The organism is Bradyrhizobium sp. SZCCHNRI1029 (assembly GCF_032487555.1).
In the GTDB taxonomy this organism is placed as follows: domain Bacteria; phylum Pseudomonadota; class Alphaproteobacteria; order Rhizobiales; family Xanthobacteraceae; genus Bradyrhizobium.
Map to the genome: position 1 here is coordinate 595,279 of NZ_JAUEUK010000002.1, position 26,570 is coordinate 621,848.

18 protein-coding genes are annotated in these 26,570 nt (G+C 64.7%); 6 read left to right on the top strand and 12 right to left on the bottom strand.

Annotated elements, in window-relative coordinates:
- Nucleotides 1-26 precede the first annotated feature (26 nt).
- The 3 genes from rfaE1 to QW861_RS08540 are packed head-to-tail and all read left to right on the top strand — an operon-like array spanning nt 27 to nt 4,689.
- The gene (gene rfaE1 / locus QW861_RS08530; protein ID WP_315753272.1) at nt 27-1,499 is read left to right on the top strand and encodes a D-glycero-beta-D-manno-heptose-7-phosphate kinase; all 1,473 of its coding nucleotides are present in this window, start codon (nt 27-29) and stop codon (nt 1,497-1,499) included.
- Complete coding sequence (locus QW861_RS08535; protein ID WP_315753270.1) at nt 1,496-2,779, top strand: O-antigen ligase family protein; 1,284 nt, start codon at nt 1,496-1,498, stop codon at nt 2,777-2,779. Before rfaE1 ends, QW861_RS08535 begins: the two co-directional genes overlap by 4 nt.
- A complete protein-coding gene (locus tag QW861_RS08540) occupies nt 2,776-4,689 on the top strand; it encodes a nucleoside-diphosphate sugar epimerase/dehydratase (RefSeq protein ID WP_315753268.1) in 1,914 nt (637 codons plus the stop codon). The genes QW861_RS08535 and QW861_RS08540 overlap by 4 nt, the downstream gene beginning before the upstream one ends.
- A gap of 4 nt (nt 4,690-4,693) precedes the next feature.
- Here QW861_RS08540 and QW861_RS08545 read toward each other — a convergent pair whose 3' ends face one another.
- The 11 genes from QW861_RS08545 to QW861_RS08595 all read right to left on the bottom strand — a co-directional run bounded on the left by QW861_RS08545 (nt 4,694) and on the right by QW861_RS08595 (nt 18,867).
- Nucleotides 4,694-5,695: a glycosyl transferase gene (locus QW861_RS08545; RefSeq protein ID WP_315753267.1), complete on the bottom strand. Its 1,002-nt coding sequence runs from the start codon at nt 5,693-5,695 to the stop codon at nt 4,694-4,696.
- On the bottom strand, nt 5,692-6,849 hold the full coding sequence (locus QW861_RS08550) for a glycosyltransferase family 4 protein (RefSeq protein ID WP_315753265.1): 1,158 nt from the start codon (nt 6,847-6,849) through the stop codon (nt 5,692-5,694). The genes QW861_RS08545 and QW861_RS08550 overlap by 4 nt, the downstream gene beginning before the upstream one ends.
- Before the next feature lie 150 nt (nt 6,850-6,999).
- Nucleotides 7,000-9,873: an NF038122 family metalloprotease gene (locus QW861_RS08555; protein ID WP_409998675.1), complete on the bottom strand. Its 2,874-nt coding sequence runs from the start codon at nt 9,871-9,873 to the stop codon at nt 7,000-7,002.
- A 192-nt stretch (nt 9,874-10,065) separates the two neighbouring features.
- A complete protein-coding gene (locus QW861_RS08560; RefSeq protein ID WP_315753261.1) occupies nt 10,066-12,174 on the bottom strand; it encodes a TIGR04372 family glycosyltransferase in 2,109 nt (702 codons plus the stop codon).
- Nucleotides 12,171-13,238 (bottom strand): glycosyltransferase family A protein, encoded by a 1,068-nt coding sequence (locus QW861_RS08565; protein WP_315753259.1) that lies wholly within the window; start codon nt 13,236-13,238, stop codon nt 12,171-12,173. Before QW861_RS08565 ends, QW861_RS08560 begins: the two co-directional genes overlap by 4 nt.
- A gap of 42 nt (nt 13,239-13,280) precedes the next feature.
- Entirely contained in the window at nt 13,281-14,030 is a 750-nt protein-coding gene (locus QW861_RS08570) for an ABC transporter ATP-binding protein (protein WP_315712834.1), read from the bottom strand.
- Nucleotides 14,031-14,062: 32 nt separating this feature from the next.
- Complete coding sequence (locus QW861_RS08575) at nt 14,063-14,905, bottom strand: ABC transporter permease (protein WP_315712833.1); 843 nt, start codon at nt 14,903-14,905, stop codon at nt 14,063-14,065.
- A 145-nt stretch (nt 14,906-15,050) separates the two neighbouring features.
- Complete coding sequence (locus QW861_RS08580) at nt 15,051-16,316, bottom strand: class I SAM-dependent methyltransferase (protein WP_315753257.1); 1,266 nt, start codon at nt 16,314-16,316, stop codon at nt 15,051-15,053.
- 69 nt (nt 16,317-16,385) lie between these two features.
- Nucleotides 16,386-17,126, bottom strand: a complete 741-nt coding sequence (locus QW861_RS08585; RefSeq protein ID WP_315712830.1) for an SDR family oxidoreductase — start codon at nt 17,124-17,126, stop codon at nt 16,386-16,388.
- Nucleotides 17,123-17,659 carry a WbuC family cupin fold metalloprotein gene (locus QW861_RS08590; RefSeq protein ID WP_315753255.1) on the bottom strand — a complete coding sequence of 179 codons (537 nt, stop codon included), beginning with the start codon at nt 17,657-17,659 and terminating at the stop codon, nt 17,123-17,125. The genes QW861_RS08585 and QW861_RS08590 overlap by 4 nt, the downstream gene beginning before the upstream one ends.
- Nucleotides 17,656-18,867 (bottom strand): methyltransferase domain-containing protein, encoded by a 1,212-nt coding sequence (locus QW861_RS08595; protein ID WP_315753253.1) that lies wholly within the window; start codon nt 18,865-18,867, stop codon nt 17,656-17,658. The genes QW861_RS08590 and QW861_RS08595 overlap by 4 nt, the downstream gene beginning before the upstream one ends.
- Nucleotides 18,868-19,247: 380 nt before the next feature.
- Here QW861_RS08595 and QW861_RS08600 point away from each other — a divergent pair, with 380 nt between their 5' ends.
- Both QW861_RS08600 and QW861_RS08605 read left to right on the top strand, forming a co-directional pair.
- Nucleotides 19,248-19,517, top strand: coding sequence for a hypothetical protein (locus tag QW861_RS08600; protein WP_316192917.1), 270 nt, complete (start codon nt 19,248-19,250; stop codon nt 19,515-19,517).
- Between the two features lie 153 nt (nt 19,518-19,670).
- Entirely contained in the window at nt 19,671-21,719 is a 2,049-nt protein-coding gene (locus QW861_RS08605; protein ID WP_316172940.1) for a TIGR04372 family glycosyltransferase, read from the top strand.
- 150 nt (nt 21,720-21,869) lie between these two features.
- On the opposite strand, the gene QW861_RS08610 is transcribed toward QW861_RS08605, so the two are convergent.
- Nucleotides 21,870-24,008, bottom strand: coding sequence for a TIGR04372 family glycosyltransferase (locus QW861_RS08610; RefSeq protein WP_316172939.1), 2,139 nt, complete (start codon nt 24,006-24,008; stop codon nt 21,870-21,872).
- A 540-nt stretch (nt 24,009-24,548) separates the two neighbouring features.
- On the opposite strand from QW861_RS08610, the gene QW861_RS08615 reads away from it, so the two are divergent.
- Nucleotides 24,549-26,510 carry an acyltransferase family protein gene (locus QW861_RS08615; protein ID WP_315753246.1) on the top strand — a complete coding sequence of 654 codons (1,962 nt, stop codon included), beginning with the start codon at nt 24,549-24,551 and terminating at the stop codon, nt 26,508-26,510.
- Nucleotides 26,511-26,570: the final 60 nt, after the last annotated feature.

A 26,570-nucleotide genomic window follows, 5' to 3' on the forward strand; every position in this document is an offset into this window, starting at 1 on the left:
CGACCATTGCACCGAGACTGCCGCTGATGTTCGACTTTGACGATCTCTCGCAAGCGATCGCCCGCCAGACGGTGCTGTGCATCGGCGACCTGATGCTGGACGAGTTCGTCTATGGCGAGGTGTCGCGGATTTCCCCCGAGGCGCCGGCGCCGGTCATCGCGGTCCAGCGAAGCGAGACCAATATCGGCGGTGCCGGCAACGTCGCGCGCAACATCGCCGCGCTCGGCGCCCGCTGCATCTTCGTCGGTCTCGTCGGGCAGGATGCGGTCGGCGACCAGCTGGAGGCCGAGCTCGCCAAGGAGGGCGGCATCGAGAGCGTGCTTGTCCGTGATCCTTCGCGGCCGACGACGCGCAAGGTGCGCTTCGTCTCCGAGCATTTCTCCACCCACATGCTCCGCGCCGACTGGGAGCGCGCCGCACCGGCGGCCGGCGAGATCGAGCAGAAGCTGATCGAGGCCATCCTGCCGCTGATCGCGCGGGCCGATATCGTGCTGCTGTCGGACTACGCCAAGGGCGTGCTCACGGCGCGCGTGTTGCGCAACGTGATCGACGCGACGCGCAAGGCCGGCAAGCGCGTCATCGTCGATCCCAAGAGCGCGAATCTCGCGATCTATCGCGGCGCGAGCGTGCTGACGCCGAACCGCAAGGAGTTTTCGGAAGCGACCCGCAGCCGCGCCGAGACCGAACAGGAGATCGCCGCGGCCGCGCAGGACGCGATCTATCTCGCGGACTGCGAGGCGATCCTGGTGACGCAGAGCGAGCGCGGCATGACGCTGGTCCCGCGCGAGGGCGATCCGATTCACGTGCCGGCCTATCCCGTGAAGGTGCGCGACGTCTCCGGCGCCGGCGACACGGTTGTTGCGGTGCTTGCCGCGACGCTCGCGGCCGGCGCCGCCTGGGCGGATGCGTTGCGGATGGCGAGCGCCGCGGCGGCGGTGGCCGTCAGCAAGCACGGCACCGCCAGCGTGACATCGGCCGAGCTGCGCCGAAAGATCCTGCCGCATGCCTATCGTGCCGCTGAGGAGAAGATCATCGAGAGCGATGACGAGCTCGCCGCCCGCGTCGAGGTCTGGCGGGGAGAGGGCCTGCGCGTGGGCTTTACCAATGGCTGCTTCGACATTCTGCATCCCGGCCACGTCAAGGTGCTGACCGCGGCGCGCGCCGCCTGCGACCGGCTCGTGGTCGGGCTGAACAGCGATGCCTCCGTCAAGCGGCTGAAGGGCGAAAGCCGGCCCGTGCAGGACGAGCGCGCGCGCGCCGAGGTCCTGGCCGCGCTCGAGGCGGTGGACCTCGTCGCCATCTTCGCCGAGGACACGCCGCTCCGCTTGATCGAGCTGGTCCGGCCGAGCGTCCTGGTCAAGGGCGGCGACTATACGCGCGAGCAGGTGGTGGGGCATGAGGTCGTCGAGGCCGGCGGCGGCGAGGTGATCCTGATCGACATCCTGAAAGGGCACAGCACGACCGCGCTGGTCGATCGCGCCCGGAGCGAGGCGCGATGAGCGCGCTGGCAGGTCATCCCGGCCCGGCGCTGCTGGCGCGCCGCTGGCGCGATCCGGCGGCGTGGCGGACGACGGTCGATGTCGTGGCGATTCTGCTGGCGGCCTCGCTGCCGTGGTCGACCTCGCTGGTGTCGATCCTCGGCGTCGTCATGCTGATCACGATGGTGCCGTTTCTCGATGTCGAGCGTCTGCTGCAGGTCCTGAAGCGGCCGATCGCGCTGGCGCCGATCGCGCTGTTCCTGCTGGCGCTGGTGGGAACGCTGTGGTCGGACGTCGCATGGGGCGCGCGGTTCTACGCGGTGGGACCTGCGGCCAAGCTTCTGGTGCTGCCCGCGCTGCTCTACCATTTCCAGCGGTCGGAGCGCGGCCTGTGGGTCTTCACCGCGTTTCTCGCCTCCTGCGTGCTGATGGTCGTGGTGTCGACCGCGGTCGCGTTCAATCCTGCGCTCGCGCTCAAGGCCAATGCCGATCGCGGCATCTTCGTGAAGAACTACATCGACCAGGGCCAGGAGTTCTCGCTCTGCGCCGTGGCGCTGGCCTATCCGATCGCCCAGTTGCTGCGCGCCCGCCGCTTCCTTCCGGCCGGCCTGCTCACTGCGATCATGATCGCGTTCCTCGCCAACATGATCTTCATCGTTGTCTCGCGTACCGCGCTGGTGACGATCCCGATCCTGCTTGCGGTGTTCGGGCTGATCCACCTGAAATGGCGTGCCAACCTGCTGATCGCGGCCGTTGCCCTTGCGCTGGGCCTCGCGGCATGGACCGTGTCCCCGCAATTGCAGGGCAAGGTGGCGACGTTCACGAGCCAATATCAGGACTACAGGAACGATCGCGCGGTGACGTCGATCGGCGAGCGGCTCGAGTTCTGGCGCAAGTCGTTGCGGTTCCTGGCCGACGCGCCGCTGATCGGGCACGGCTCGGGCTCGACGCGTCATCTGTTCGAGCTGGCCGCGAGCGGGTCGCGCGACCTCTCCTCGAGCCAGGTCGTCAGCAATCCGCACAATCAGACGCTCTACGTGGCGGTCCAATGGGGGGCGCTCGGGATCGTGATTCTCTACGCGATGTGGGCCGTGCACCTTCTGTTGTTCCGCGGCGACGGGCTGGTGCCCTGGATCGGGCTGCTCGTCGTCGTGCAGAACATCTTCACCTCGCTGTTCAATTCCCACATCTTCGATTTCCACGAGGGGTGGATGTACGTGATCGGCGTCGGCGTGGCCGGCGGAATGGTGTGGCGATCGCGGACGCCGCCTGATGCTGGGCAGGGGACGCTCGAACCATGACGCGTCCGTCTCAACTGACCTACCGGAATATGCTGATCGCCGCGCATGACCTCCTGGTCAGCGTCGTCGCGCTGTTCGCGGCGTTCTATATCCGCTTCGAAGGCGCCAGCACCTTCTGGGAGCGGGTGCCGCTGCTCTTGCAGATCCTGCCGTACTTCATCGCCTTCAGCTTCGTCGTCTTCTACTTCTCGAGCCTTCTGACGACGAAGTGGCGGTTCATCTCGCTGCCGGACGCGCTGAACATCGTCCGAGTCGCGACCGTGCTGACGCTGGCGCTGCTGGTTCTCGACTACATCATCGTTGCGCCGAACGTCCGCGGCACCTTCTTCTTCGGCAAGCTCACGATCATTCTCTACTGGTTCCTGGAGATCTTTGCGCTGAGCGCGCTGCGTTTCGCCTATCGCTACTTCCGCTACACGCGGGTGCGACGGCACGCGCGGTCCGAGGACGCTGCCCCCGCGCTCCTGATCGGCCGTGCTGCCGACGCCGAGGTCGTGCTGCGCGGCATCGAGAGCGGCGCGGTCAAGCGGATCTGGCCGATCGGCATTCTCTCGCCATCGGCCGCCGACCGGGGGCAGTTGATCCGCGGCGTGCCGGTGCTGGGCGGCATCGACGATGTCGAGGATGTCGCGGCCGACTTCGCCCGCCGCGACCGGCCGATCGCGCGCGCCCTGATGATGCCGACGGCGTTCGATCCGGACTGTCATCCGGAAACCTTCCTGATGCGGGCGCGCCGGTTGCGCCTGATCGTGAGCCGCCTGCCGTCGCTGGAGAGCGGCGATGCGCCGAGGCTCGCGCCGGTCGCGGTCGAGGACCTCCTGCTGCGGCCGAGCGAGAAGATCGATTACGGACGTCTCGAAGCGCTGGTGCGTGGCAAGGCGGTGGTCGTCACCGGCGGCGGCGGCTCGATCGGGGCCGAGATCTGCCAGCGCGTCGTGGCATTCGGCGCGGCGCGGCTGCTCATTCTGGAGAATTCCGAGCCGGCGCTCTACGCGATCACCGAGGTGCTCGCGGCCGATCCCGAGGCTGCCGTCGCCGTCGAGGGGCGCATCGCCGACATCCGCGATCGCGACCGGGTGTTCGCGCTGATCGGCGAGTTCAAGCCGGATCTGGTCTTCCATGCCGCCGCCCTGAAGCATGTGCCGATCCTCGAGCGCGACTGGAGCGAGGGCGTCAAGACCAACATCTTCGGCTCGATCAACGTGGCCGATGCCGCGGTGGCCTCAGGGGCCGAGGCCATGGTGATGATCTCGACCGACAAGGCGATCGAGCCGGTGTCGATGCTCGGCCTCACCAAGCGCTTCGCCGAAATGTACTGCCAGGCGCTCGATCGCCAGCTCGCCGACCGGCCGACGGGACGGCCGCCGATGCGGCTGATCTCGGTGCGCTTCGGCAACGTTTTGGCGTCGAACGGCTCGGTGGTGCCGAAGTTCAAGGCCCAGATCGAGGCGGGCGGTCCTGTCACGGTGACACACCCGGACATGGTGCGCTATTTCATGACCATCCGCGAGGCCTGCGATCTCGTGATCACTGCGGCCTCGCATGCGCTGGCGCCGCAGCGCCCGGACGTCTCGGTCTATGTGCTGAACATGGGCCAGCCGGTCCGTATCGTCGAACTGGCCGAACGCATGATTCGCCTGTCCGGCCTGCAGCCGGGCTACGACGTCGAGATCGTGTTCACGGGCATCCGGCCCGGCGAGCGCCTCAACGAGATCCTGTTTGCGAGCGAGGAGCCGCCGGTCGAGATCGGTGTCGCCGGCATCATGGCCGCCAACCCGAACGAGCCGCCGATGCCGACGCTGAAGGCCTGGATCGCGGCGCTCGATCAGGCGATCGCGCGCAATGATCCGGTGACCATCAAGTCGGTGCTGAAGGATGCGGTGCCGGAATTCGGCTCGAGCGCGGCCTGAGTCTTCAATGGCGCCGCCGCGAGAAGCGGCTCAGCACCCAGGTGACGGCGCCGAGACCGAAGACGAGCAGGATGGCGTCGGCCGTCATGGAACGCTGCGCGACCGAGATGGCTGCGAGCGTCGCAAGCACGACATTGAGGATGAACACCTCGCTGACGACGCGCGAGACGGTGAAGCCGTTATCGGTGGCCTGTTGATAGAAATGCGTGCGGTGCGCCGCCCAGAACGGCTCGCGCCGTGCCATCCGCCGCAACAGGGTGAAAGTGGCATCGATCAGATAATACAGCGGCAGCAGCAGCGCCGCTGCGACGTAGCCCTGCCAGGCAAGATGGAGCAGGCCCCAGCCGAGCAGCAGCCCGATCGGCAGGCTGCCGACATCACCGAGAAAGACCTTTGCGACGGGACGGTTGAAGGGCGCAAAGCCGAGCATGGCGCCACCCAGCGCCGCAGCGATGGCGGTCGCCGGCCAGGGCAGTTCACCGGAGAGGCCAAACAGGACGAGCGTCGCCGTGATCGGCACCGCCTCGGCCACGGTCATCAAATCGAGCCCGTCCATGAAGTTGACGAGGTTGACGAACCACAGGCCGGCGATCAGCAGCAGCGTGCGCTCGACCGCCAGCGGGATCGGAAACAGCCTGAGATCGTCAGGCGCGGTGAATACGACGAGGCCGACGGCCAATCCCTGCAGGACCAGGCGCGGCAGTACCGGGATCGGCCTGATGTCGTCGATCAGGCCGACCAGCGCCAGCATCGGCACGGCGATGAACAGCATCAGCAGCGGCGCGAAACCGGCCACGGAGGCGAACGCGCCGCCGACAACGATCGTGGCGCCGATCACGGCAATGCCGGCCCCCTGCGGCGTCGGGATCTTGTGCGACGAGCGCGCATTTGGCCGCGCCAGCGCGTAGCGTTGGAGCACTGGACGCAACAGCACGATCAGGATGGCGCACATCGCGGCCGCGAGCACGGCGATGGCGGCAAGGACCGCGGTGGGATCGGCGATCATCCGCGGACCTCTGCGGCCGAGGTGAGGCGATCATAGAGCGCCACCACCGAACGGCCAATGATCCTGGCCGAGAGCTTGTCCTCGACCAGTTGACGGGCCGCCGCGCCATAACGTGCGCGCATCTCGGGCGACGCCGCCAGCTGCGCCATCGCCTGCGCGAGCGCCGCCGCATCCTCGACCGGCACGGCGAGTCCGGTCTGGTCGTGGATCGCAATCTCGCGGCAGCCGGGTGCATTGGTGGAGATCAGCGGCCGGGCGCAGGCGGCGGCCTCCAGCAGGCTGACCGGAAGTCCTTCGCGATGCGACGGCAGCACGGCCACGTGGCAGCGGCGCCAGAGCTCGGTGATGTCCTTGATCTGGCCGAGCAGGGTGATGCCGGGTTCCTTCCGCCAGGCCTCGACCTCCTCGGCCGAGACCGAGGCAGGATTGGCCGGATCAGGCGAGCCGGCGATCAGCAACTGGTCGTCGCGGCCCTGCTGGCGCAGCATGCGGTGCGCAGCGACCAGGGCGCGGACGCCCTTGTCGGTCAGCAGCCGTCCTGCGAAGCCGAAGGTGATCGGCCCGTCCGGTTCTGGCAGCGGCTGGAAGCGGTCGGTGTCGACGCCCGAGCCCGGGATCAGCGTGATCTTGTCGCCCCGGACGCCCATGGCTTGAAGCGCCTCGCGATCGTCGGGATTCTGGACCAGCACGCAGCTCGGTGTCCGGTTCATGAGCTGCGGCAGCAGCCACAGCAGGCCCTGCTTGAGCAGACGCGAGCGCCAGCTCGCCGATGTGAACACATAGCCGAGGCCGGTCATGGCGTTGACGACCGGAGTGGTGCGTCCAAGCGCGGCGAGCGAGCCGAGCACGCTCGACTGCAATCCGGAATGATGCACCACGTCGGGGCTGATCGCAGCCTCGACGGCGCGGATCGCGCGGATCGTGGGCAGGGCTGATGACGGCGACAGCCCGCCGCGTTGGAATGGGATCGGATGCAGCACGAACCGCTCGGCGGCGATCGCGGCGGCGCCGGCATTGACGTTGGTGGCGACATGCACCTCGTAGCCGGCCTCGCGCGCCGCGCGCGCCATCGGCAGGCGATGCATCAGGAAGGCATAATCCTCGTTGGCCACGTAGAGCAGGCGGCGCGGCGAAGCGGAGCGGGGCGGGGGCATCAAACTCACGGTGTAGGATGGTCGAAGCGCCGTATAGGGCAAGAGCGGCCCTCGCGCGAGCCGTTATCTGTCCTGCGGCGGGCGGAAACCGCCCGCCGGGCACCCTTCGCCCCCCGAACGGCGGAGACGACGCCTCGAATGCCGCCGGTCTCAGACCAGATGGAAGCTCGACAGATGAGACAGCAGCTCGGCCGTCGACACGTGCTGAATCGTGATGGTGTCGAGTGCCGGATCGGTGATGACGGCGTTGCCCGCGGCGTCGTCATGGATGGCGGCCTGCAGCGTGGACGGGTCCGCGAAGATGCTCTGGCTGAACACGATCTTGTCGGTGCCGACCGCAAAGTCGGCGATGTTCACCTGACCGAAATGCTCGGCGAACACGAAGGTGTCGTGTCCCTGCAGCGACACCGATGAGGATGCCGCGCCGGAGATCGAGGTCCCGGAGATCAGAGTGCCGCCCTGGCCGTCCGCTGCGAAGTGAAAGCTGTCCTGCGACAATGGGCCGACGAAGTGCAGCGACGCGCTGTTGGACCCGTCGCCCAGCGACAGCATTCCGCTCGTCTCGTCGAAATGCATCTGAAGCGATGTGAATGCGATGCTCTTGAGATCGATCTGAGCGGCGGTGCTACCGAATCCGATGAGATTGCCGCTGAAATCCGCCGACGCTGTCAGGTTCTGACCGCCGGCAGGCGTTGCCGATTGTGGAGCTGCCAGCAGCGGGCTGTTGGAGGAGGGAACACCGATCGTGCCGTCGCCGTTGAAGTCCTGATGGAATAACGTTTCGAGGTTCTCAGCCGTCGTACTTGTCCCTGATACCCACCCGCTGAGGTTCGCCTTGTAATTACCATCTCCATCTGCGGTTGTGAAGGTGAATTGACCGGTGGTCGGATCTTTCCAGGCAATGTCGTAGCCCGATCCGATCTGAATAGCGCCGATCGGAATCGTGTTGCCGAGTTGGCCGACGACCACCGGCGCGCCGCCGATCTTGATCGTCGGGCCGGACCCACCGGTGTAGAGACCATAATTGTTGTCGATCTGGACCAAGCTGGTCGATCCATCGGTCTGAATGACGATTGGTGCGGATATGCCGATCACACCGTCGCTATTGAAGTCCTGGTGAAAGGTCGTTTCGAATGTTTTGGCCGTCGCGCTCGTTCCCGACACCCATCCGCTGAGGTTGGATGTGTAGTTGCCGTTGCCGTCGGCAGCAGTGAAGGTGAACTCGCCGGTCGTCGCATCCTTCCAGGCAATATCGTAACCGGACCCGACCTGGATGGCGCCGATCGGGGTCGTGTTGCCGAGCTGGCCGACGACCACCGGCGCGCCGCCGATCTTGATCGTCGGGCCAGAGCCGGCAGTGTAGAGTCCGTAGTTGTTGCCGACCTGGACCAGGCTGGTCGATCCGTCGACCTGGATGACCGTAGCGACCGGCCCGATCGTGCCGTCGCCGCTGAAATCCTGACCGAAGACGATTTCTTCGGACATCGCCGTCGCGCTACTCCCGGACACCCATCCGCTGAGATTGGACGTGTAGTTGCCGTTGCCGTCAGCAGCAGTGAAGGTGAACTGGCCGGTGGTCGAATCCTTCCAGACGATGTCGTAGCCGGACGAGGTGTGAATCGCGCCGATCGGGGCGGCATTTCCCAACTGGCCAACAACGACGGGGGCACCGCCAATCTTGATCGATGGACCCGAGCCGTTGACGTACATGAAATATTGGTCGGCGATCTGGAGCAGACTCGTGTCGCCGTTGGCGTGGACAAGCGACGCAGTGACTCCGACGGACCCGTCGTGGTTGAAATCCTGCCCGAAGGTTGTTTCCTGGAGTTCAGAAGTCAAACTATTTCCCGAGACGATGCCGGAAATGTTCGACGTGTAGTTCCCGTTATTGTCGGCGGTCGTGAAGGTGAACTGATTCGTACCTGCGACCTGCCAAGCGATGTTGTATCCGGAGCCCGTCTTGATGGCGCCTACCGGCGCGACGCTGCCGAATTCACCGACCGTGACGGGCGTGCCCCCGTACTTCATTTCAGGGCCGGTTCCGGTCGTCCTGCTGATGAGATAATAGCGGTTTCCCACCAACGTCAGGCTGGTGTCGCCGTTCGTCTGGATCACCGTGCCGGACGAGCCGGTCAGGTGAAACCCGAGTGCATCGAGCTGCTTGAGATCCACCGCCGTCAGCGTCTGCAGCGTGCTGTAGGTGTAGAACTCGTTGAACGGATCGTTGCCGCCCTGCACGCCGCTGTTCAGGAAATCGCTCGGGTCGGACGACTGGCCGTAATCGGCGAGCTTGGTATAGCCGCCGTCGAGGGAGAAATACGCGGTCGACGCCGTGGCGCCGCCGGTCATCAGGCGCGCGCCTGGGCTCGAAAAACGATAGAAGTCGAAAATGTCCGGCTGCGGACCGTAGGGGACGCGGCCGAACGCATGCGTGAGCTCATGCAGGGCCACGCCGACCAGCAGGCTCGAATTGATATCGGTGGCGAACGTCGCGCTGCCGTCGTCGGTGGTGGCATCGTTGGCGCCGAGGCCGCCCCACAGCTTCAGCTGCGAATTCCACACCGCGACGTAGGACTGTCCCTGGATGCTGGATCCCGCCGGCAGGGCATTGAAGGTGGTATCGCCTGGGCTGGCATAGTTGATCAGGTTGGACCTGACGCTCGAATAGCTCATCCACTGGCCGCCGTCAGGACCGGCCGCCGCGCCGCCGCCGACGCCGCTATAGTCGATCTTGATGTTGACGGTGATATGATCCGAGATCATCGAGGTGAGGATCGCGGCGGCCTGCTGAATGCCGGCGCGAAAGCTCGCCGGTGCATTCATCGCCGCCGTGTCGAACAGCAGATTGATTGTCAGTCCGCCGGCGCTCACCGCGGTGACCGCGCCGATCCCGCCGAAGTCGCCCTGCGCGAGCTGGGCCTGGACCGCCTCGTCGGGCAGCTCCACGGGATTCGACGGCGGAGGGACCCCCGCGTCGTACGGAGGTGAGGTCGTGACCGACTGTAAGGTGGACACTCCGGGCATTGCCTCAGTTCCGGCTAATCGCATGAGCGGCGCATGGCTCGACCGTATCGACGCGCTGCCGAGCCGAATCGCGACCATCCCAAGTTACAGGGCATCGATCTTGCTCGGAGGTTAACGGGAGCCCCGAAGCACTGGAAAACGACCCGCTATGGCCGTCGCGGGCGTTGATCGAACCGAGGCCGGGTTACGCGTTCAGTGCAGCAGCTCGGGCAGACGGTCCAGGAACGCGGGGACCGGTAGCGCAGCACCAAAATTGTAGGGGTTGCTGCTGAGCGCTGCGCGATAGCGATCAAGCTGCGGGCCGCCCTCACGCAGGGATCTGCCGGTTCCGTCCAGGCAATCGAGCTTGTAGCGGACGGCTGCCGTGATGTCCTGTGCGGTATTGGGGTGGATTTCGAGCCCGTGACGGGCCAGCACGGCGGTGTCGATCAGCAGCGCCTGCAGCGGCTGGCGGTAGGTCTCTCGCAGCGAGAGGTAGCGCCGTCCACGCCGGTCATAGACCGGCCGCACGGTGAAGTCGGTGCGGTCATGCCAGAACTGGCAGTCGTTGGAGATGCAGTTGACCAGCAGCATCGGCGTTCCCAGCGCCTGCACGGCCGTGGTCAGGCCCGATGTCGTGCCGACGAATAGACGAGCTGCGGCGCAGAGATAGAGGTCCATCTCCGCCGATTTGATGTCGCTGTGCGCGTAGTCGAACACGCCGGCCATGCCGCGCAGCGGCGTCATGCTGCGATCGCCGAGCCTGACCACGGCGCCGCCGCGTGAGGTGATTGCGGCGATGGCGTCCAGGTAGTCGCCGACATTGGCGGAGCGATGCTGGCGCGTGGTGCCTGGTCCGTCGCCATGATAGCCGCCCTCGCGGATGTGCATCGCGACGAACCAGTCCGCGGTGACACCTGCGGCGCGCAGCCTGGCAGCCCCGGTGTCCATCAGCTCCGATGGGACCTTCACGATCGGCAGCCGCCGCTGTTCGGCCCAGGCGACCTGCGCGCGCGACGCCGCGTGGGCCCATGGCTCGGCCAGACCGTCCTGGCCGCGGACGGCGATGAACTGGTCGCCGACCAGCCGCTGATAGGGCAGCAGGTCGTCGACGAGAGCAGGGTCCTCGACGATCGTGACATGCGGCGCGAACAGCCTGAGGAACGGTTGGTTGACCACCTTGCTCGCCGGAGCAAGCAGGACGTAGTTGGCGCGCGGCAGCATGCCGAGCGCGGCCATGCGCAAATGGCAGTCGATGAAGCCGATGTGGCCGATCAGCGTCACCCATTCGTAGCCGAGCAGCCGGACCGGGAGCGCGGGATCGAAGATGCTGCTGGCGCCGGCAATCCGATCGATCAGCGCGCCGGGAATCGACCATTTGGCCGCCAAGGCGTCCTGATGGTCGAGCGCGGCCTGATAGCAGCGGAACGTGTCGTCGTAACGGCCCTGGTGATAGAAGTTCTCGCCGAGCTGGATCAGATTGTCGTAGATCAGGAGCTCGCCGGCATGCTCCAGCTCCCAGGCGCTCGGCGTGTAGGTCGACGGATCATAGCCGCCGGCATAGTTCTGGTGCGCCATCACCGAGCGGGGATCGCGTGCGACCGACGCCTCGAAGCAAGCGGCGGCCTGGACGTGGTCGCCGGCCAAGGCGTGGACGGCGCCGAGCTTGCGCAGCGCGTTGCCGTCGCCGGAGGCCGCAGCCGCTGTCAGGAAATGGGCCGCGACCGGCAGATTGCCGCGATACATGTGGGCGACGCCGACCGCGAAATTGATCGCGAAGCTGTCGATCGTCTCGGGCCGTGGCACGTCGCGCACGATCCGGTCATAGGCGCTGCACAGCGCCAGCGTGGTGAAATAGGCCTGCGCGCCCACACCGGCTCGCGCACGCACGTTGCTGCGGAAGATCAGGTTCAAGATCCGCACCGCACGCAGCGCGCTCGGCTTGCGGCTGGCGGCCAGATGAACCTGCGCGGCGGCGGCCAACGTGGTCGAGGTCGTCAGCGCCAGCAAACGGCCAAGGCGCGATCCCCTTGCCAGTTGCCGGTCCATCAGCCGGAGCAGCGTCGCCCCGGCCGGCGCAACGATGAGCCTGCTGTCGACGATGTTCGCGGCGCGAGTGGTCAGCGGCAGCAATTGCCGGCGCCGCGCGCTCAGGAACGCATAGAGACGAAATGCGGATGCCGTCAGCCACGTCCGCGGCGACCAGCGGCTGCGCGGCGCCTGCGGCGATGGTTGCGCCGTCGGCGTCGCGCGGATCGGCGCAGGCGCCGCCTTCGCACCGAGGCGGCGCCGGAGAGAGCCGAAGGGGGCGCGGACCGTCATGACGCGCGATAGCCGTGCGTGGCGGACAAGATCGCCCGCCGGGTGGCGGTCTGGGCGAGCAGGCGAGACAGCGACATCGGCCGCGTCCGCAAGGTGATCCAAGCCAGCGCAGCAAGGCGGCCGCTTGAGCCGAGGCTCAACATCAGCCCAAGCAGGTGCGTATCGAGCGCATTGCCGTCGAGCAAGGCGGATACGCGCGCAGCCTTGGCCGACGCTGCCGTATCGCCGCCCAGTACCATCCGCGCGGCGCCGAAGCGATTGCGCCGGGCGAACACATCCTCATACCCCTTTGGGAACAGCCTGCTTTGCGCAATCAGCGCGCCGATCTCCGCGAGCTTGGCGTTGAGCGAAGCCGGATCGGTTGCGGTCGCCGTCGAATAGTTCTGGCCGTGAATGCGCCAGTAGCCGAGCGCCTCGGCGATGAAGCAGCAGCCATAGGTCAATGCCAGCCGCCGGGCGAGAAACGCGTCCGAGAACGAGCCGAGCTTGACGTCGAATCCGCCGAGCGCCTGCAAGGCCGTGCGGCGGTAGAGCGAGGTGGTGCCCGAAAAGTAGTTGTCGCCAAAACGCAGCGCGTGGCGAACGTCGGCCGGCGTCAGCATCGCCGATGCGGAAGCCGGCAGCATCACCGGCCGCAGCATCCGTTTTGCGGACGGTCCCTGAGGGCCGATGATCTCGCAGCAGGCGAAGACCAGACCGGCTTCGGGATGGGTGGTCGCCTGCGCCATCGCCTTTTCGAGATAAGCCGGATGCAGCGCATCGTCGGCCCCGAGAAAACCGATCCATTCGGTGTCCGCGATCGCCAGGGCCTCGTTCTGACCGCGCACGACACCCTGGTTGGTCTCGTGGCGGATCAGTCGCCAGCTCGGCCGTTCCGCCACGAAGCGTGAAATGACCGCGATGCTGTCATCCGTCGAGCAGTCATCGATGATGATGACGCGGTCGGGGGCGCGGGTTTGGTTCGCGATGCTGCCGAGCGACTCGGGCAGGTAGTGGGCGTGGTTGAAGTTCGGGACGACCAGCGTGACGGTCGGGGAGGCAGCGCGGGCGGGCGTCGTGGTCATGGTTCAGCGAGCTTCCTGCCGCATGCTGTCGAGCCCGGCCGCTCAAACCTTGGGCAGCTCTTTCAGAACGTCGTCCAGGGCGCCGAAGGCCCGCACGCGGCCGCCATCGAGATAGAGCCCGAGATTGCAGGTGTCGCGCAGCAGGCCATGATCATGGGTGGCGAGCACGACGATTCCCGAGCGCATCGTGATGTCCTGCAGCCGGCCGTGAGTCTTCTTGCGGAACTGCGCGTCACCGACCGCGATCCACTCGTCCATCAGGATGATGTCGCCGTGAATCGAGGCTGCGATCGAGAACACGAGACGCAGCAGCATGCCCGAGGAATAGGTCCGGATCGGCAGTTCCAGATAGTCGCCGAGCTCGGCAAATTCGGCGATCTCGGGCACGCGCTGCTCGATCTCCTCGGGCGAGAGCCCGAGGATGAGGCCGCGGGTGCGAATGTTCTCGTAGCCCGAGGCCTCTTCGTCCATGCCGAGACCGATGTCGAACATCGGAACGTTACGCCCTACGGTCCGCAGCGAGCCGCGCGTCGGCTCGTAGATGCCGGCGAGCACGCGGATCAGCGTGGTCTTGCCGGCGCCGTTGTGGCCGATCAGGCCGAGCCGGTCGCCCTGCTTCAGGGTGAAGCTGATGTCATCGAGCGCCTGGACGAACTGGAACGAGCCGTCGCTCTTCGAGACCCGGCCGCCGACGCGCGAGGCCGCCTTGATGGCCAGATGCCGGAATGATCGTGCGTTCGGCGGCGCGACCGGAAATTCGATGCCGATTTGCTTGGCTTCAATGAGAGTCATTCGAGGCGGATCCAGAGCTCCCGGCCATGATGTCAGGCCCAATACACGACGCGCGACCGATAGCGCGTGTAGATATAGATCATGGCGGCGGTCAGGACCGCGACCGATCCAATGGCACCGGCCCAGGTCGCAAGGCCGGGAACGTCGCCCATCAGCGGACCGCGCGTGACCGACAAGAGATAGGCGATCGGATTGAGCGTGACGATGAGCTCGCCGCCGCGGATACTCGACGGTTCCCAGATGATCGGAGAGATGAAGAACAGGAGCTGCAGCACCGCCGCCATGACGGGCGGCACGTCGCGATAGCGCACGCAGATCATCGAGACGATCACCGAGGCGCTGACGACGAAGACGTAGACGATCATCAGGCCGAGGATGGCGAGGACCATTCCGAACCCGACCGACCATGGATAGACGAGCCAGATGAACGGGATCACCGCGATGTTGTGCAGGAAGATGATCAGGTTGCGCTGAACCATGCGCATGACATGGATCAGGATCGGCATGTCGACGGCTTTGATCATGCCGCCTGCATTGATCATCGTGTAGCAGGCCTCGCTGAGCGAGGACGAGATGAAGCTCCAGATGGTCATGCTGACCATGAAGTGGGGCAGGTAGGTCTTCATGTCGGCGCCGAGGAAGCGGCCAGCCACCGTGCCCATGATCAGGGCGGTGATCGCGTTGGTGGCCGTGATCCACCACGGGCCCAGCATGGTGCGGCGGTATTTCGATCGGATGTCACCGGCAGCGAGCGCGCGCCAGGTGACGTGACGGGTGATGAAAGGCGCGATGTCCTCGCGGCAGCGCGCCCAGGAGATGCGACGCCGATCCGCAACCACGAACCGCTCGACCTGTCCATCGGTCAGGGTGGTCATCCTTGTACCTCGCGAGAGCCGTAAGTGTTTGTCTTACCAGCTGAATGCGGTTGGACCCCCGCCACGCCGGCGGCCCATCGCCGGGGCTTGCTGGACCATGTTACGAGGGCACTGTCAACCGGTCAGCTCAGGCCGCCGCCGCGGCTCAGATCGCGACCGAGCCCGAGGCGTCGACGATCCGCGGCTCCGGCAGCGGCACCAGGAATCGACCGCCTGCGTCCAGGTAGGCCTGGTTGCGCTTCAGGATCGGGTCCGCATAGATCCAGGCGAGGACGACGACGATGTCGGGCTTTCGCGTCGCGAGCTCGCTGGAGGGCAGCACGGGGATGTGGGCGCCCGGGCTGAAGCGGCCGTGCTTGAGCTGGTTGTCGTCGACGATGAACTTGATCCGGTTCTCCAGCTCGAAATGGTAGAGCAGGGTGGTGGTGGTGGTCGAGGCGCCGTAGGCCGCGACCAGCTTGCCCGCGGCGATGGCCTCGTCGAGAGTAGCGAGCACCCGGCGCTTGCAGTTCTCGATGGCGACGAACCAGTCACGGTAGATCTGCGGCTTGGTGACGCCGCGCCGTTCCTCCTCGGCGATCAGCGTCGACAGCTCCGCCGAGCGCGGGCGCTTGCCGGTCGATTTCGGCTGCGCAAAGGCGCGGATCGAGCCGCCCTTGGTGCCGGTGCGTTCGACGTGGAACAGCGTCATGTCGTGCCGGTTCAGGAAGGTCTCGAGCGGGATCAGCGCGTGATGCGAGACGTGCTCGTGGTAGATCGTGTCGAACACCATGTTGTCGATCATGTCGACGATGTAGGAGACCTCGAACACGAAGGCGCCGTCGTCGGCGAGCAGGAGGCGGATGCCCTTCACGACGTCGGACATGTTGTCGATATGCGCAAACACGTTGTTGGCGCAGAACAGCTTGGCTTCGCCCTGCTCCGACTTGATGCGGGCCGCCAGCGCGCTGGTGAAGAAATCCGGGATCGTCGGCACGCCTTCCTTGGTGGCGGTCGCCGCGATGTCGCGGGCGGGGTCGATGCCCTGCACGCGCATGCCCTCGTTCTTGAACGCCTTGAGCAGCGAGCCGTCATTGCTGCCCATCTCGGCGACCAGGCTGCCCTTGGGGATGGCGAGCGAGGACACCACCGATTGCGCATAGCGCTTGAAATGCTCGACGAGGCCGAGCGAGACCGAGGTGCGGTAGGTGTAGTCGCGGAACAGGATGTCGGGATCGACGACGTCGAGATTCTGCAGATGGCCGCAGTCGAGGCAAAGATAGCAGTCGAGCGGGTAGAGGTCCTGCTTCTCGCCCAGCCGGTCCGCCGTCACGAACGCGTCGCCGATCGCCGAAGGCCTGATCGGCAGCACGTGATCGAGCGAGGTCGAGCCGCAAAGGCGGCAATCGGTCTTGTGCTTGACGTGCTGCATGAGGTGTCGATCCTGGGTTGGCGATCCCGCAGGCGGGACGGTCGGCCGAAGAGGAATTTGCGGCGGGTTTTACAGGCCGGCGAAGCTCTTGGCGACCTCTTCTTGCCAGACTGTGGACACTCCGCCATCCAGAAACAGGCTCTGCCCGTTGATGAACGAAGCGCGCGGGCTGCAGAGGAAGTCGAGGGCGTCGGCGCATTCCTCGGCCGTCCCGAGCCGGCCCAGCGGGACCAGCTTGCGGTAGGTCTCCATCAGCTTCTCGTTCTGCTCATAGAAGATGCGCGATTCGCGCTTCAGATAGGTCAGCGGCATGATCGCGTTGACGCGGATGCCGCGCCGGCCGAGCGTCGCGGCGTAATGCCGGACCATGGCGTTGAGGCCGCCCTTCACGACATGGTAGCCGACCGGCTGCGAACTGCCGACGAATTCGGCATAGACCGAGCTGACCACGCCGATGGCGCGGTCGCCATCGTCAGCGAAATGGCCGGAAAAGCCCTCGATCAGGTCGCGCGAGGCGGTCAGGCCGACCTGGATTTCCCCGGCCCAGGGATCGCCCTGGCCGCGAAAGCGCTGGCTCAGGACGAGGTAGCGGACCGGGCCGTTGGCCTCGGCGATCTCACCCCAGAGCCCGGCAAAGCTCTCGCTGCGCTCGAGATCGGCGGAAAAATGCTTCAAGCCGGGCTGATCGGGAAAATCGGCCGGGCGCTGCCGCGACACGACGCTGACGGCGCAGCCGCGCGCCAGGAAGCGTTCGACGACCACGCGGCCGAGGCCGCGGGTGCCGCCGACCACGACGGCATGGCTGGTCATGCGGCAACGCCCTGCCGTGCGGCGACACGCCGGACGAGATCGGCCTGATAGGCCTCGGCCCCGGCGGCGTCGCTGTCCTCGGGCGCGAAGTTGGCGAACACGCTGGCGCCGGGGCGGAACGGGCCGTTGGTGATCTCGTGCACGATCAGCAGGTCGCTGCGGATGATCAGGGTGTGAAAGAATGCATTCGACATGCGATAGTAGAAGGGGCGCGCACCGCCCGGCGGCCCCAATTCGACGACACGCTCGATCTGGCCGTCATCGTCGAACACCACGATATCGACCTCGCCCTCGATGATGTGGAACGCCTCGCTCTTGCCGGGGTGCTTGTGCGGACGGATGTAGGAGCTGGAATCGATCGCGATGATCATTTCATGCAGGCTGTCATCGCCGTCCGGATGGGCGTTGATGCGGGCCCGCCGCTTCGGGCTGGCCTTCACCGCGGCCTTCAGGGTGTTGATCTCGGCCGCGCCCACCGATGAAATGGGGCCCTCGGCCAGGAATACCTCGGGTGATTTTTGAACGAGGCTCATGGAGCGAGGTCCTTCGTGATTGCGTTGTCGAGCGCGGCGTAGATCGAGCGGAATTCCACGCCCCGCGCAGCGAGGGGAGCGAGCTTCTCGCGCACCTTGCCTTCGATGTGAGGTGCCACGGCAAACAGGCAGGTGGTGATCTGCCCATCAGCCAGCAGGCGATCCGATCCTACCACGGGGACGGCGAAACCCGGTGGAAAAAAGCCCGCTTTGTCGGGGTCGTCATCGACGGCAAGCGCGAACATGTCGGCCACGCCGAAGGCGTTGGCGAACATGATGGCGTGATGTCCGATGCCGAACAGAGCGATTCGATCCCCGTCCGGCCCGGCGAGGGTCGTCAGTTTCCCGCGCAACCGCGCCCGGGTGGGAGCAAAATCGTCACGATAGGCTTGGAACAGGCTGGAAGATCCCCGCCGCGGTGAGACCGCTGCCGGAGGACTGCCCGCGGGGGTCAGGACGGCCGCCAGCGCATCCTCCAGGGCCCCCGGATAGCGTAGCAGGGCCAGCACGCGATAGCCGCTCTCCTCGGCCAGACGGCGCAGCGTTTCCTCGACGAAATAGCAGCTGTGCTCTTCCCATAGGAAACAGTAGTCGCGCGCCGCGAGGAATTTGCTGCTGTCGGGGACCTCGATCAGCAGAAGGCCTTGGGGCGAAAGCAGGGTCTTGAGAGCCTGCAAGGCATCGACAGGGGCTGACGTGTGCTCGATGAGATAGCGGCAGGAGACGATGTCGAATGTTCCGAGCGAGGCGGCTGGAGCTGCGAGATCCGCCGCGTTGAGGCGGGCCTGCCAGGTTTCAAGATAGGGATAGCGCCCTCCGCAACCCTTCTCCTCCAGATCGAGCGACTCGATCTGCAGACCTCGCCGAGCCAGGCGGGTGAGAAGCGGCTGCTCGAAGGGGCCTGTGCCCAGCGCGCGCCCCGCAAGGGGTCTGAACGAGACGAGTCGTTCGACCAACGCATCGAGGTGGCCTTCCGGTTCGCGATATCTGATCCACGGCACCGCCGGAGCAACGATCTCGGGAGGCGGAGACTCACGGAGCTGAACAAGTTGGCAAGCTTCGCATTCGACGACGTCGAGCGCCGACGAGTGATCGACGCGGCCGTCACGCGTGAAGCGGTTGCAGACGGGGAGGACGCCGAGCGTGAGAGGCTGCGTCGTGATCGGCTGGCCGCATAACCGGCAGCCGAACGAGGATCTGGTGGGCATTGGTTCGGCTGGACCGCGAAGGGATATTGCCATTCGGAAGGAGCCGCAATAGCAGTGCAGTTGCGAACAATACAACGTAAAATGTTCAGCTTGCAACAGATGCGCGAGGGGCCAACGGTCGCGGATGCCTGGCTCGCGGATGCTTAGCTATTGGCAAACTCCGTGCCGGAGCTTGCTATTGCGGTCGTTTTCTGGATACCAGATTCGGAATCGCGCCCGGATGTATTCATCGTCGAACTGGTCAGAAAGCTGCGAACCTTCCTGATCAATTTGCCTGGTCGTCACGGCGAGATGCTACATGCGATGCTCAGGGGCTCTTGGCGGCTGTTGCTCCGCCATGCGATTTGGGATTGGCAAGAGGGGGCACGTGCGTGAAAAACATGTTTCTGACGCTCCGGACGATCCTGCGGATCGTCTGTGTGAGCACGGTCTACTTCTGTATTTTTCTCGCGCTCGGCGCCGGATTCCTCTACTCCTTACTGGCGGGGCTGACGGCTTTCGTTTTCCTTGCGGTCGGACTGGGACGGATTGTGCTTGAGCAGCTGGCGCTGTGGTCCACAATTCTGTTCGTTGTCGATAAGTCGGGGTTGTTGCCGATCACCCAGTGGCTGCATGGGATCATTGCGAGCATCAGTCGCGGGTTGACTTGACGGTCAGACCGAGATGCCGCCTACGCGTGTGGCTATGATTCGGGCGTCTTGGACGTCCTGCGTGATCGCCTTCCTCGATCTGGATTGTTCCCATGCATCCGTGGAACCGCGAATGGGTTTGAGGGGTTCAAGGAGGCGGAGGACGGTTGGCCGATGCAGCGTTTCAAGGCTTCACTAAGTGTGCTGAGTCCGATGCGCAGATCCGGTATGTTCCAGCCGCCGCCCAGGCAACGCGACCTGCTGGCCGGAATTGCACGCCTTCGAGAATTGACTTTGCTCCAGCCGCAGCGTGCGGCGCGCGCCCTCATCGCAGCGGCAGGCCGGATTCTGGGTTTGCTGCCGCCTCGCCTGGCCTTTTTGATCCTGCTGTTTTCGGAGATCGGGCAACTTCGCGGGCGGCGTCTGCTCGAAAGGGCCTATCAGGTCCATGTGGCTGCATTGCGGGCGAAGAATCCGGGCCAGCAATTCTCTGGACGGCTCGGGTGGTACTTTCCGGTCGAGGTCGCGGAACTTCTGCTTCGGATCGGTGCTGATCGCGAAGCCTATGATCTCATCGTTCAGGATGGGCTCGTCAAATATTCGCCCGCGCTGACCAACATGATGATCCGGTCGCTGTTCGAAGTCGGCGAGTTCGACAAGGCGCATTGGCTGGCATCGCGGCGGCCTCTGCGAGCGGAATCGGAAGCGGAGTGTCATCTCGCTTTCTTCAAGGGGGTGCTCGATATCATCGCGGGGGATGAGGCCGGCGCGATTGAAAGCATGTCGATTGCATGCCGCGGCTTCCCCGGCTACATGCGTCCGCATCAAAACATGGCTTCGCGCCCGGCGCTGAGTTACCAGCCCAACCCGCTCGACTTCGCCTGCGGTGCGGCGGGCAGGCTACATGATCTCTGTAATTTCGCCGGCCAGCGAGTCACTCACGTCGGCCGGGGTGATCTCGGGATTGGATTGTTCACTCGCGCGCTCGCCGCGCAGGAAGATTTGCGCGGCCAAGGATCCCCGGCCGTCTCGGCAGAGGTCAGCCATCTGCTTGGCAGGCTGAACATTCCCCTGGATCAATTGCGGATCCTACCCGAGGAGTGGTCGACCCAGATCGGTCATCTCGGGATGCTCGACATCCTGTTTCGAATGCGCGAGCTGGGGTGGTGGTCCGGAAAGCCACTGATGGTCGTGCGTTTGAACCTTGTCGCCAACAAGCCGTTCATCCGGCTGTTCGAGAGATTTGCCGATATCGTCGTCATCGGGGAGACGGTCTCCGAAGCCGTGGGCGAAGAATTGCTATCCCTGCAGCGCTGGTACGGCATGAACTTCAACGTCTTTCGGCTGCCGAACGGTGAGGTGGTGCCGTGGCAGGAGGCCGGCGCGCTTGCAATCACGCAGTGGGAGCTGGAAGGCCGGGGCCATCCGTTGCGAGACGAGTATGATCGGATCTATGGGGCAAAGCTGCAGGTGCAGCACGATTTCTGGCGGATGCGCAAAGCCTGGGGGATGAAGCCGGACGATTGGTATGTATGCCTGCATACGCGTGATGCTTCCCACTATTCAGAGACGGACGGCACCGGCCAGACCCATCGCAATTCGCCGATCGGAACGTATCTCGACGCAATCCGCGCGATCACGTCCAGGGGCGGCTGGGTCATCAGGCTCGGCGGTCCGAACTCGCCGGCGCTGCCATGCCTCGAGCGCGCGATCGACTATCCGCTCAGCCCATTCCGCTCCGAACTGATGGACATTTGTCTCATTCGGAACGCCCGGATGTTCATCGGCACCACCTCCGGGCTGACGAACGCCGCGATCAGTCTGGGCATTCCAACCGCGCTGCTGAACTGCATCACGACGGACCAGCAGTTGTGGAGCAGTGACGTCCGCTTCGCACTGAAGCCGGTGCGTCTTGCCAACGGAACCATCCTGACCCAGGCGCAGCTCACCTCCAGTCCGTGGCGCTGGCGCCTGTTCGATGCCGGTGTTCTGAGCCGCAGCGGAGCTCAGCCGCAGAACAACACGTCGGACGAGATCCAGGCCGTCGCAGAAGAAGTGCTCGATCTTGCCTCCCGATGCCCGAGGAGTCCCGAGCCACAACTTCTGGCGCGCTGGAAGAGACAGCTTTCAGTATCACACTATTATGGCGCGGGCAGCATCAGCGCCTACTACCTTGCCAAGTACGAGAATGAATTTCTGGCGCCGGACAAGGTCTCGAACTGACGGATTTCCGCGAGCGCTCTCGCATCGATATCTTCGATCCCTTGCGGAATCAGGCCGCGCGCTCTCATACAGACGCCGATATCGAGCTCTCAGGCCCACTCATGGTCGTAGCAAGGTGCTGGCCGTCGCGAGATGTCGATCACGTCGAACTCATTCGCCCCTCAGCAGGTCGCTCGCGTACTTCTCCAGAAAATACCGGCTTGGCCGCGAACTGCCGAAGAAGCCCGGCACCTGGACGTGAGGTTCCCAGCTGCCGTCCACGCCAGGAGCGGGTCCTTTCCGCAGGGGATCGGAGATTTCGAGCACCTCGCGCACGGTTTCCAGAATTTCGTCGGAACTGCTCTCGCTCACGACGAGCTCGGCGCGCGCCACGGATTCATGGGTCGGATAGGCCCAACGATACCGTTCCGAGGTCCATTCGCTCAATGACAGCATCCGGCCATCGGCCCTGTGCACGGGCTTCAGCGCAAAGCGGGTGTCCCTCGACCACAACAGCCCGATCGAACTCAACGCATTCACCATGGCGGTCGGAATGCCGAAGCTGCTTGCCACATAGGCAAAGCCGGAGGTGGTCCCGATGAACATGCGCGCACGGCGCATCAAATGAATGTCCATCTCCGGAAATGCATCGTCGCTGCGGGCATAGTCCACCACACGTTCCATTTGCGGGAACGGGGGCACCTTGCCACCGCCCATCCGGATAACCCAGCCGCCGCATCCGGTGATGTGACGGACCGCATCGAGATAGCTCGCCAGCGATGCGTTGCGGATGGATTCGCCGACCCCGTCGGTATCATTCCGGGTCTGGGCGTCCCGCACGTGCAGGCAGACGAACCAGTCGCCGTCCGCCATGCCCCATCTGCGACGGTAGTCCTGGTAGGTCAGCTCGATGCGGTTGTCGGCGAGCAGCCGGCGGTCGTAGATGTCGCGCAGCGGAAAGGTTCGCTGCCGGCTTTCCCACTGCTTGAGCGCCAGTGACCCCGCATCGTTCCAGTACACCGCACGTCCGTCCTCGAAGCGGAATGCCTGGTGGGAATCGCCGATGAAGGGCGTGAGGCTGGCGAGCTCGTGCCACACGCCGGTGCTGACGTTCTCGCCCAGCGTGAGCGTCGGACAGATGTCCGAGAACAGCGACAGGAACGGCTTGTTGGCTATCCGGTCCTTGTAGGCCAGCAGCAGCGGCTGGCCCTGCCACCACCCCATCTCGCGCATCATCAGATGAACGTTGAGGTGGCCATTATGGCCGATCAACGCGCTCCAGTCCGGAGAGAGCAGCTTGACGTCCGACAGATCGGTGTCGAGCTTCTTGAGAAGGGCCTTGAGCTGAGGGCTGGGAGCGGGAAGGTGGCGGCGCAGGCGCTTCTGTGTCTCCGTCAGCTTGGTGTAGACCTGGGGGACGTGGAACCCCTCGCCGCTGTGGTATGTCGTCAGCAGAAGGTTGCGATAGGCGTAGAACAGGTTGATCTCGGACAGCACCTTGCGCTGCGGATGGTCGGCGGGAAACCGTTCCCAATATTGGCCGCGGTCCTCGCGTGCGGCGAGGATATCGTCGTAGCGGGCAAGGTTCAGCTCAGTGACCAGGGTCTCGATCAGTTCCTTGTCGCAGAAATATTCGTGGACGTAACGGTCGAGAGGGGCCTCGAGCGGCACGGGATCGCCGTCTCTGCGAGCATCGTATTGTCGTCCTTCGAAGGACCTCTGTTCATAACGGAAGTTCCGATGCTCCAGCATGACGTTGATCAGTTCGGCAAACCGACGCAGGTCCCGGGGGCGAAGGGCGATCCAATCGATCGTGTGGGCCTGCGCCAGCAACTCCATGAAATAGCCGGACGTCAGCTTGTTCGTCAGCCTGCCAATCGCCTCCATGAACTCATCGTCAACCCGTCCCCAGTCGATGTTGGGAAACAGTTGGAGAGCATGCTTGTCCTTTTCGCACATCAGAAGGAAGAGGATCAGCTCATTGCAGTATTGATCCGAACGGGGACTGGCGAGCACCCATCCCATTTCCTTGTCCAGATCGGGTCCGCAGAAATAGCGAAACTGCCGGTCGAACTCATTTCGATGTGCATAGCGGTGAAAAACGAGTGCGACCATGAATGCCTGGCGGAACGGCAACAGCGCAAAGATCAGGTCCTTGAGGGATTCGGCCCGCTCGCCGACGACGTTCAGGTACCAGCTGATCGCCTTTACGCCACGCTCAGCCAGGCTCGATTTCAGTGATCGGATCATGCCCTGCCGGCGTGGCGCGGGTTGGCCGGCCGGATCTGGATGGATGGACTCGAAGGACATTCTGGAGCCCCATGCCCGACCGCGACGGCTGCGCAGCTCATGACTATACTGCTCTTCGAATATAGTTCTATTCAGCCGGCCGCAAGCCGTTGAGCGAGCGGCGCTCCGGAGGGGTGCGAGAGGCGGGCGGCATGTAGAACAGCCGACTGACCCGAGGTTGTGATCTCGGTTCGTTCGATGTCGTCGCTCTTGTCAACGAACTGGACGACAGATAGCCTTTGTCCGCATTTTCGTGCGTGATTGTCGATCTGGAGGTGTGACGCAGATCGTGGACCTTCGCAATGGCGAGGCCGCCACCCATGCGAGCCGATCGTAAGCGAAGGGGATGGCGAGGGCGCCTTGAAGACCGTCGACGTCCTGTAGACCACCAACGCGAGGCTGGTCCCGTTGTCAGCGCGTTGCGTGCCATCGGACGGCCGGTGAGGTCCGGGAAAAACTTGTGAATATCTCCGAATTTGTCGGCAGCCGGCGGCCTTACTGCTACGTCCTTTGGACGGATTCAGCTTTTCTGCCGAAGCTGTCCTGGAGCGCCCCGAGCCGATGAACTTTGTCCAGCCGAACCTTGCCCGCGACGAGGCCCGCGCGACGCCCCTCGGTTATCGCAAGGATATCGACGGCCTGCGCGCGGTCGCCGTGCTGCCCGTTCTGCTCTATCACGCATTTCCGACCACCGTTCCCGGCGGCTTCTACGGCGTCGACATCTTCTTCGTCATCTCCGGCTACCTGATCACCGGCATCATCCACAAGCAGATGCTGTCGGGCAGGTTCAGCGTCGCCGACTTCTATGCACGCCGCATCCGCCGCATCTTTCCCGCGCTGATCATCGTCGTGCTCGTCACCTTCCTGATCGCATGGTTCGTGCTGCCGCCACGTGAGATGAAGTCGCTCGGCACCAATATCGCGGGCGGCGCGATCTTCATCCAGAACTTCATCCTGCTCGGCCAGGTCGGCTATTTCGACCTCGCCGCGGACAAGAAGCCGCTGCTGCATCTCTGGTCGCTGGCGATCGAGGAGCAGTACTACGTGGCCTGGCCGCTGTTGCTGATGCTGATCGGCGCGTGGCGGCGCAGGAGCTTTGCGATCACAATGGCGCTCGCCGCGGCCTCGTTCGTCGCCTGCGTTGTCGTGCAGCCGCGGGCGCCCGATTACGCGTTCTATCTTCCGGTCACCCGCGCCTGGGAGCTGCTGGTCGGCTCGGCGCTCGCGTTGTGGGTCGGCGGCAGGGGCGCGGCCAATGCGCCGGGACCGGCGGTGCTCATCGGTCGCGAAATCGCCGCCTGGGCTGCGTTGCTGGCGATCGGCGCGGCGTTCTGGCTCTATGATCGCAAGCTGCCGCACCCCGGCTTCCTCACGCTGGTTCCGGTGCTGGCCGCCGCCGTGCTGATCGGGACCAGCGGCACACTCGTCCATCGCCTTGTGCTGGGCGCGGGCGCCAGCGTCTTCGTCGGCCTGATCAGCTATCCGCTCTATCTCTGGCACTATCCGCTGATGGCCTATGCGCGGACCCATTTCGTCGATGGGGTCGCACCTTCGGTGATGTGGGCCATCATGATCGCCAGCGTCGTGCTGGCCTGGCTGACCTATCGCTATATCGAGCGGCCGATCCGGTTCGGGCGGCGGCTGGTGCTGCTCAAGATTGGAGCTCTTGTGGGCGGCATGGCTGCGCTCGGATTGGTCGGACTGTCCGTCGATCGTACCAATGGCTTCCCCGGTCGGATCCCAGAGAGCATTCGCAGCTACATGCTGACCGGTGGGGAGACATCGATCCACTGGCGTCAGGGCAAGTGCCTGCTGCTACCAGACCAGAGCGCGGCCGATTTCGCCGCCGAATGCGCGGGGGAGGGGCGTCATCCGCTCGTGCTTGTTTGGGGTGATTCGTTCGGCGCGTCTCTCTATCCTGGGCTCAGATATCTTGGTGACGAGCGACGGTTCGACGTGGCGGAATACACCGCTTCTTCCTGTCCACCGCTGATTGGCTTTGTTCAGACGGACAGACCGGGCTGCAAGGGAGCGAATGATTTCGTCGCCGACCGGCTCGCTGAGCTCAAGCCCGAGCTGGTGCTTCTGTATTCCACCTGGAGTTATGGGCCAACTGAATCGGTTCGTGACGGGCTCCAACGAACGGTGTTGCGATTGAAAGCCGTCGGCGTTCCCAAGATCGTTCTGCTGGGGCCTCCGGCCTCTTGGTTAGGCGACGGCTTGCCGACCAATCTTCTTGAGTATTACTTCCGAACTCATGACCTGCTGCCGGCGCGGACGTGGTATCGCTCCAACGATAACTGGACACGCGCTCAGGAGGCGTTTCTCGAGAGCGAAGCAAAGACACTGGAGATCCAGTACGTCTCGACCCGCCAGATCATGTGCAACAATGACGGGTGTCTCGCCCGCATCGGGAAGGATGGATCAGAACTCACGAGCTATGACATCGGCCATCTGACTTATCCCGGCGCGATCTTCGTGGCCGGACGGGCGCTGGACGCTGTGCCCGGTTTTGAAAAATAGGCATGTTGGCCGATCGCCCGGGTCACTCGATGAATCGTCGGACAGAGGAAGCGGGTCTTC

Coding starts and splice junctions, on each gene's coding strand:
- QW861_RS08605 (WP_316172940.1), top strand. CDS start 19,671: ATGCAGCGTTTCAAGGCTTCACTAAGTGTGCTGAGTCCGATGCGCAGA.
- QW861_RS08590 (WP_315753255.1), bottom strand. CDS start 17,659: ATGAGCCTCGTTCAAAAATCACCCGAGGTATTCCTGGCCGAGGGCCCC.
- QW861_RS08570 (WP_315712834.1), bottom strand. CDS start 14,030: ATGACTCTCATTGAAGCCAAGCAAATCGGCATCGAATTTCCGGTCGCG.
- QW861_RS08615 (WP_315753246.1), top strand. CDS start 24,549: ATGAACTTTGTCCAGCCGAACCTTGCCCGCGACGAGGCCCGCGCGACG.
- QW861_RS08550 (WP_315753265.1), bottom strand. CDS start 6,849: ATGCCCCCGCCCCGCTCCGCTTCGCCGCGCCGCCTGCTCTACGTGGCC.
- QW861_RS08545 (WP_315753267.1), bottom strand. CDS start 5,695: ATGATCGCCGATCCCACCGCGGTCCTTGCCGCCATCGCCGTGCTCGCG.
- QW861_RS08575 (WP_315712833.1), bottom strand. CDS start 14,905: ATGACCACCCTGACCGATGGACAGGTCGAGCGGTTCGTGGTTGCGGAT.
- QW861_RS08600 (WP_316192917.1), top strand. CDS start 19,248: ATGTTTCTGACGCTCCGGACGATCCTGCGGATCGTCTGTGTGAGCACG.
- QW861_RS08540 (WP_315753268.1), top strand. CDS start 2,776: ATGACGCGTCCGTCTCAACTGACCTACCGGAATATGCTGATCGCCGCG.
- QW861_RS08580 (WP_315753257.1), bottom strand. CDS start 16,316: ATGCAGCACGTCAAGCACAAGACCGATTGCCGCCTTTGCGGCTCGACC.
- QW861_RS08555 (WP_409998675.1), bottom strand. CDS start 9,873: ATGCCCGGAGTGTCCACCTTACAGTCGGTCACGACCTCACCTCCGTAC.
- rfaE1 (WP_315753272.1), top strand. CDS start 27: ATGTTCGACTTTGACGATCTCTCGCAAGCGATCGCCCGCCAGACGGTG.
- QW861_RS08565 (WP_315753259.1), bottom strand. CDS start 13,238: ATGACCACGACGCCCGCCCGCGCTGCCTCCCCGACCGTCACGCTGGTC.
- QW861_RS08535 (WP_315753270.1), top strand. CDS start 1,496: ATGAGCGCGCTGGCAGGTCATCCCGGCCCGGCGCTGCTGGCGCGCCGC.
- QW861_RS08560 (WP_315753261.1), bottom strand. CDS start 12,174: ATGACGGTCCGCGCCCCCTTCGGCTCTCTCCGGCGCCGCCTCGGTGCG.
- QW861_RS08610 (WP_316172939.1), bottom strand. CDS start 24,008: ATGTCCTTCGAGTCCATCCATCCAGATCCGGCCGGCCAACCCGCGCCA.
- QW861_RS08595 (WP_315753253.1), bottom strand. CDS start 18,867: ATGCCCACCAGATCCTCGTTCGGCTGCCGGTTATGCGGCCAGCCGATC.
- QW861_RS08585 (WP_315712830.1), bottom strand. CDS start 17,126: ATGACCAGCCATGCCGTCGTGGTCGGCGGCACCCGCGGCCTCGGCCGC.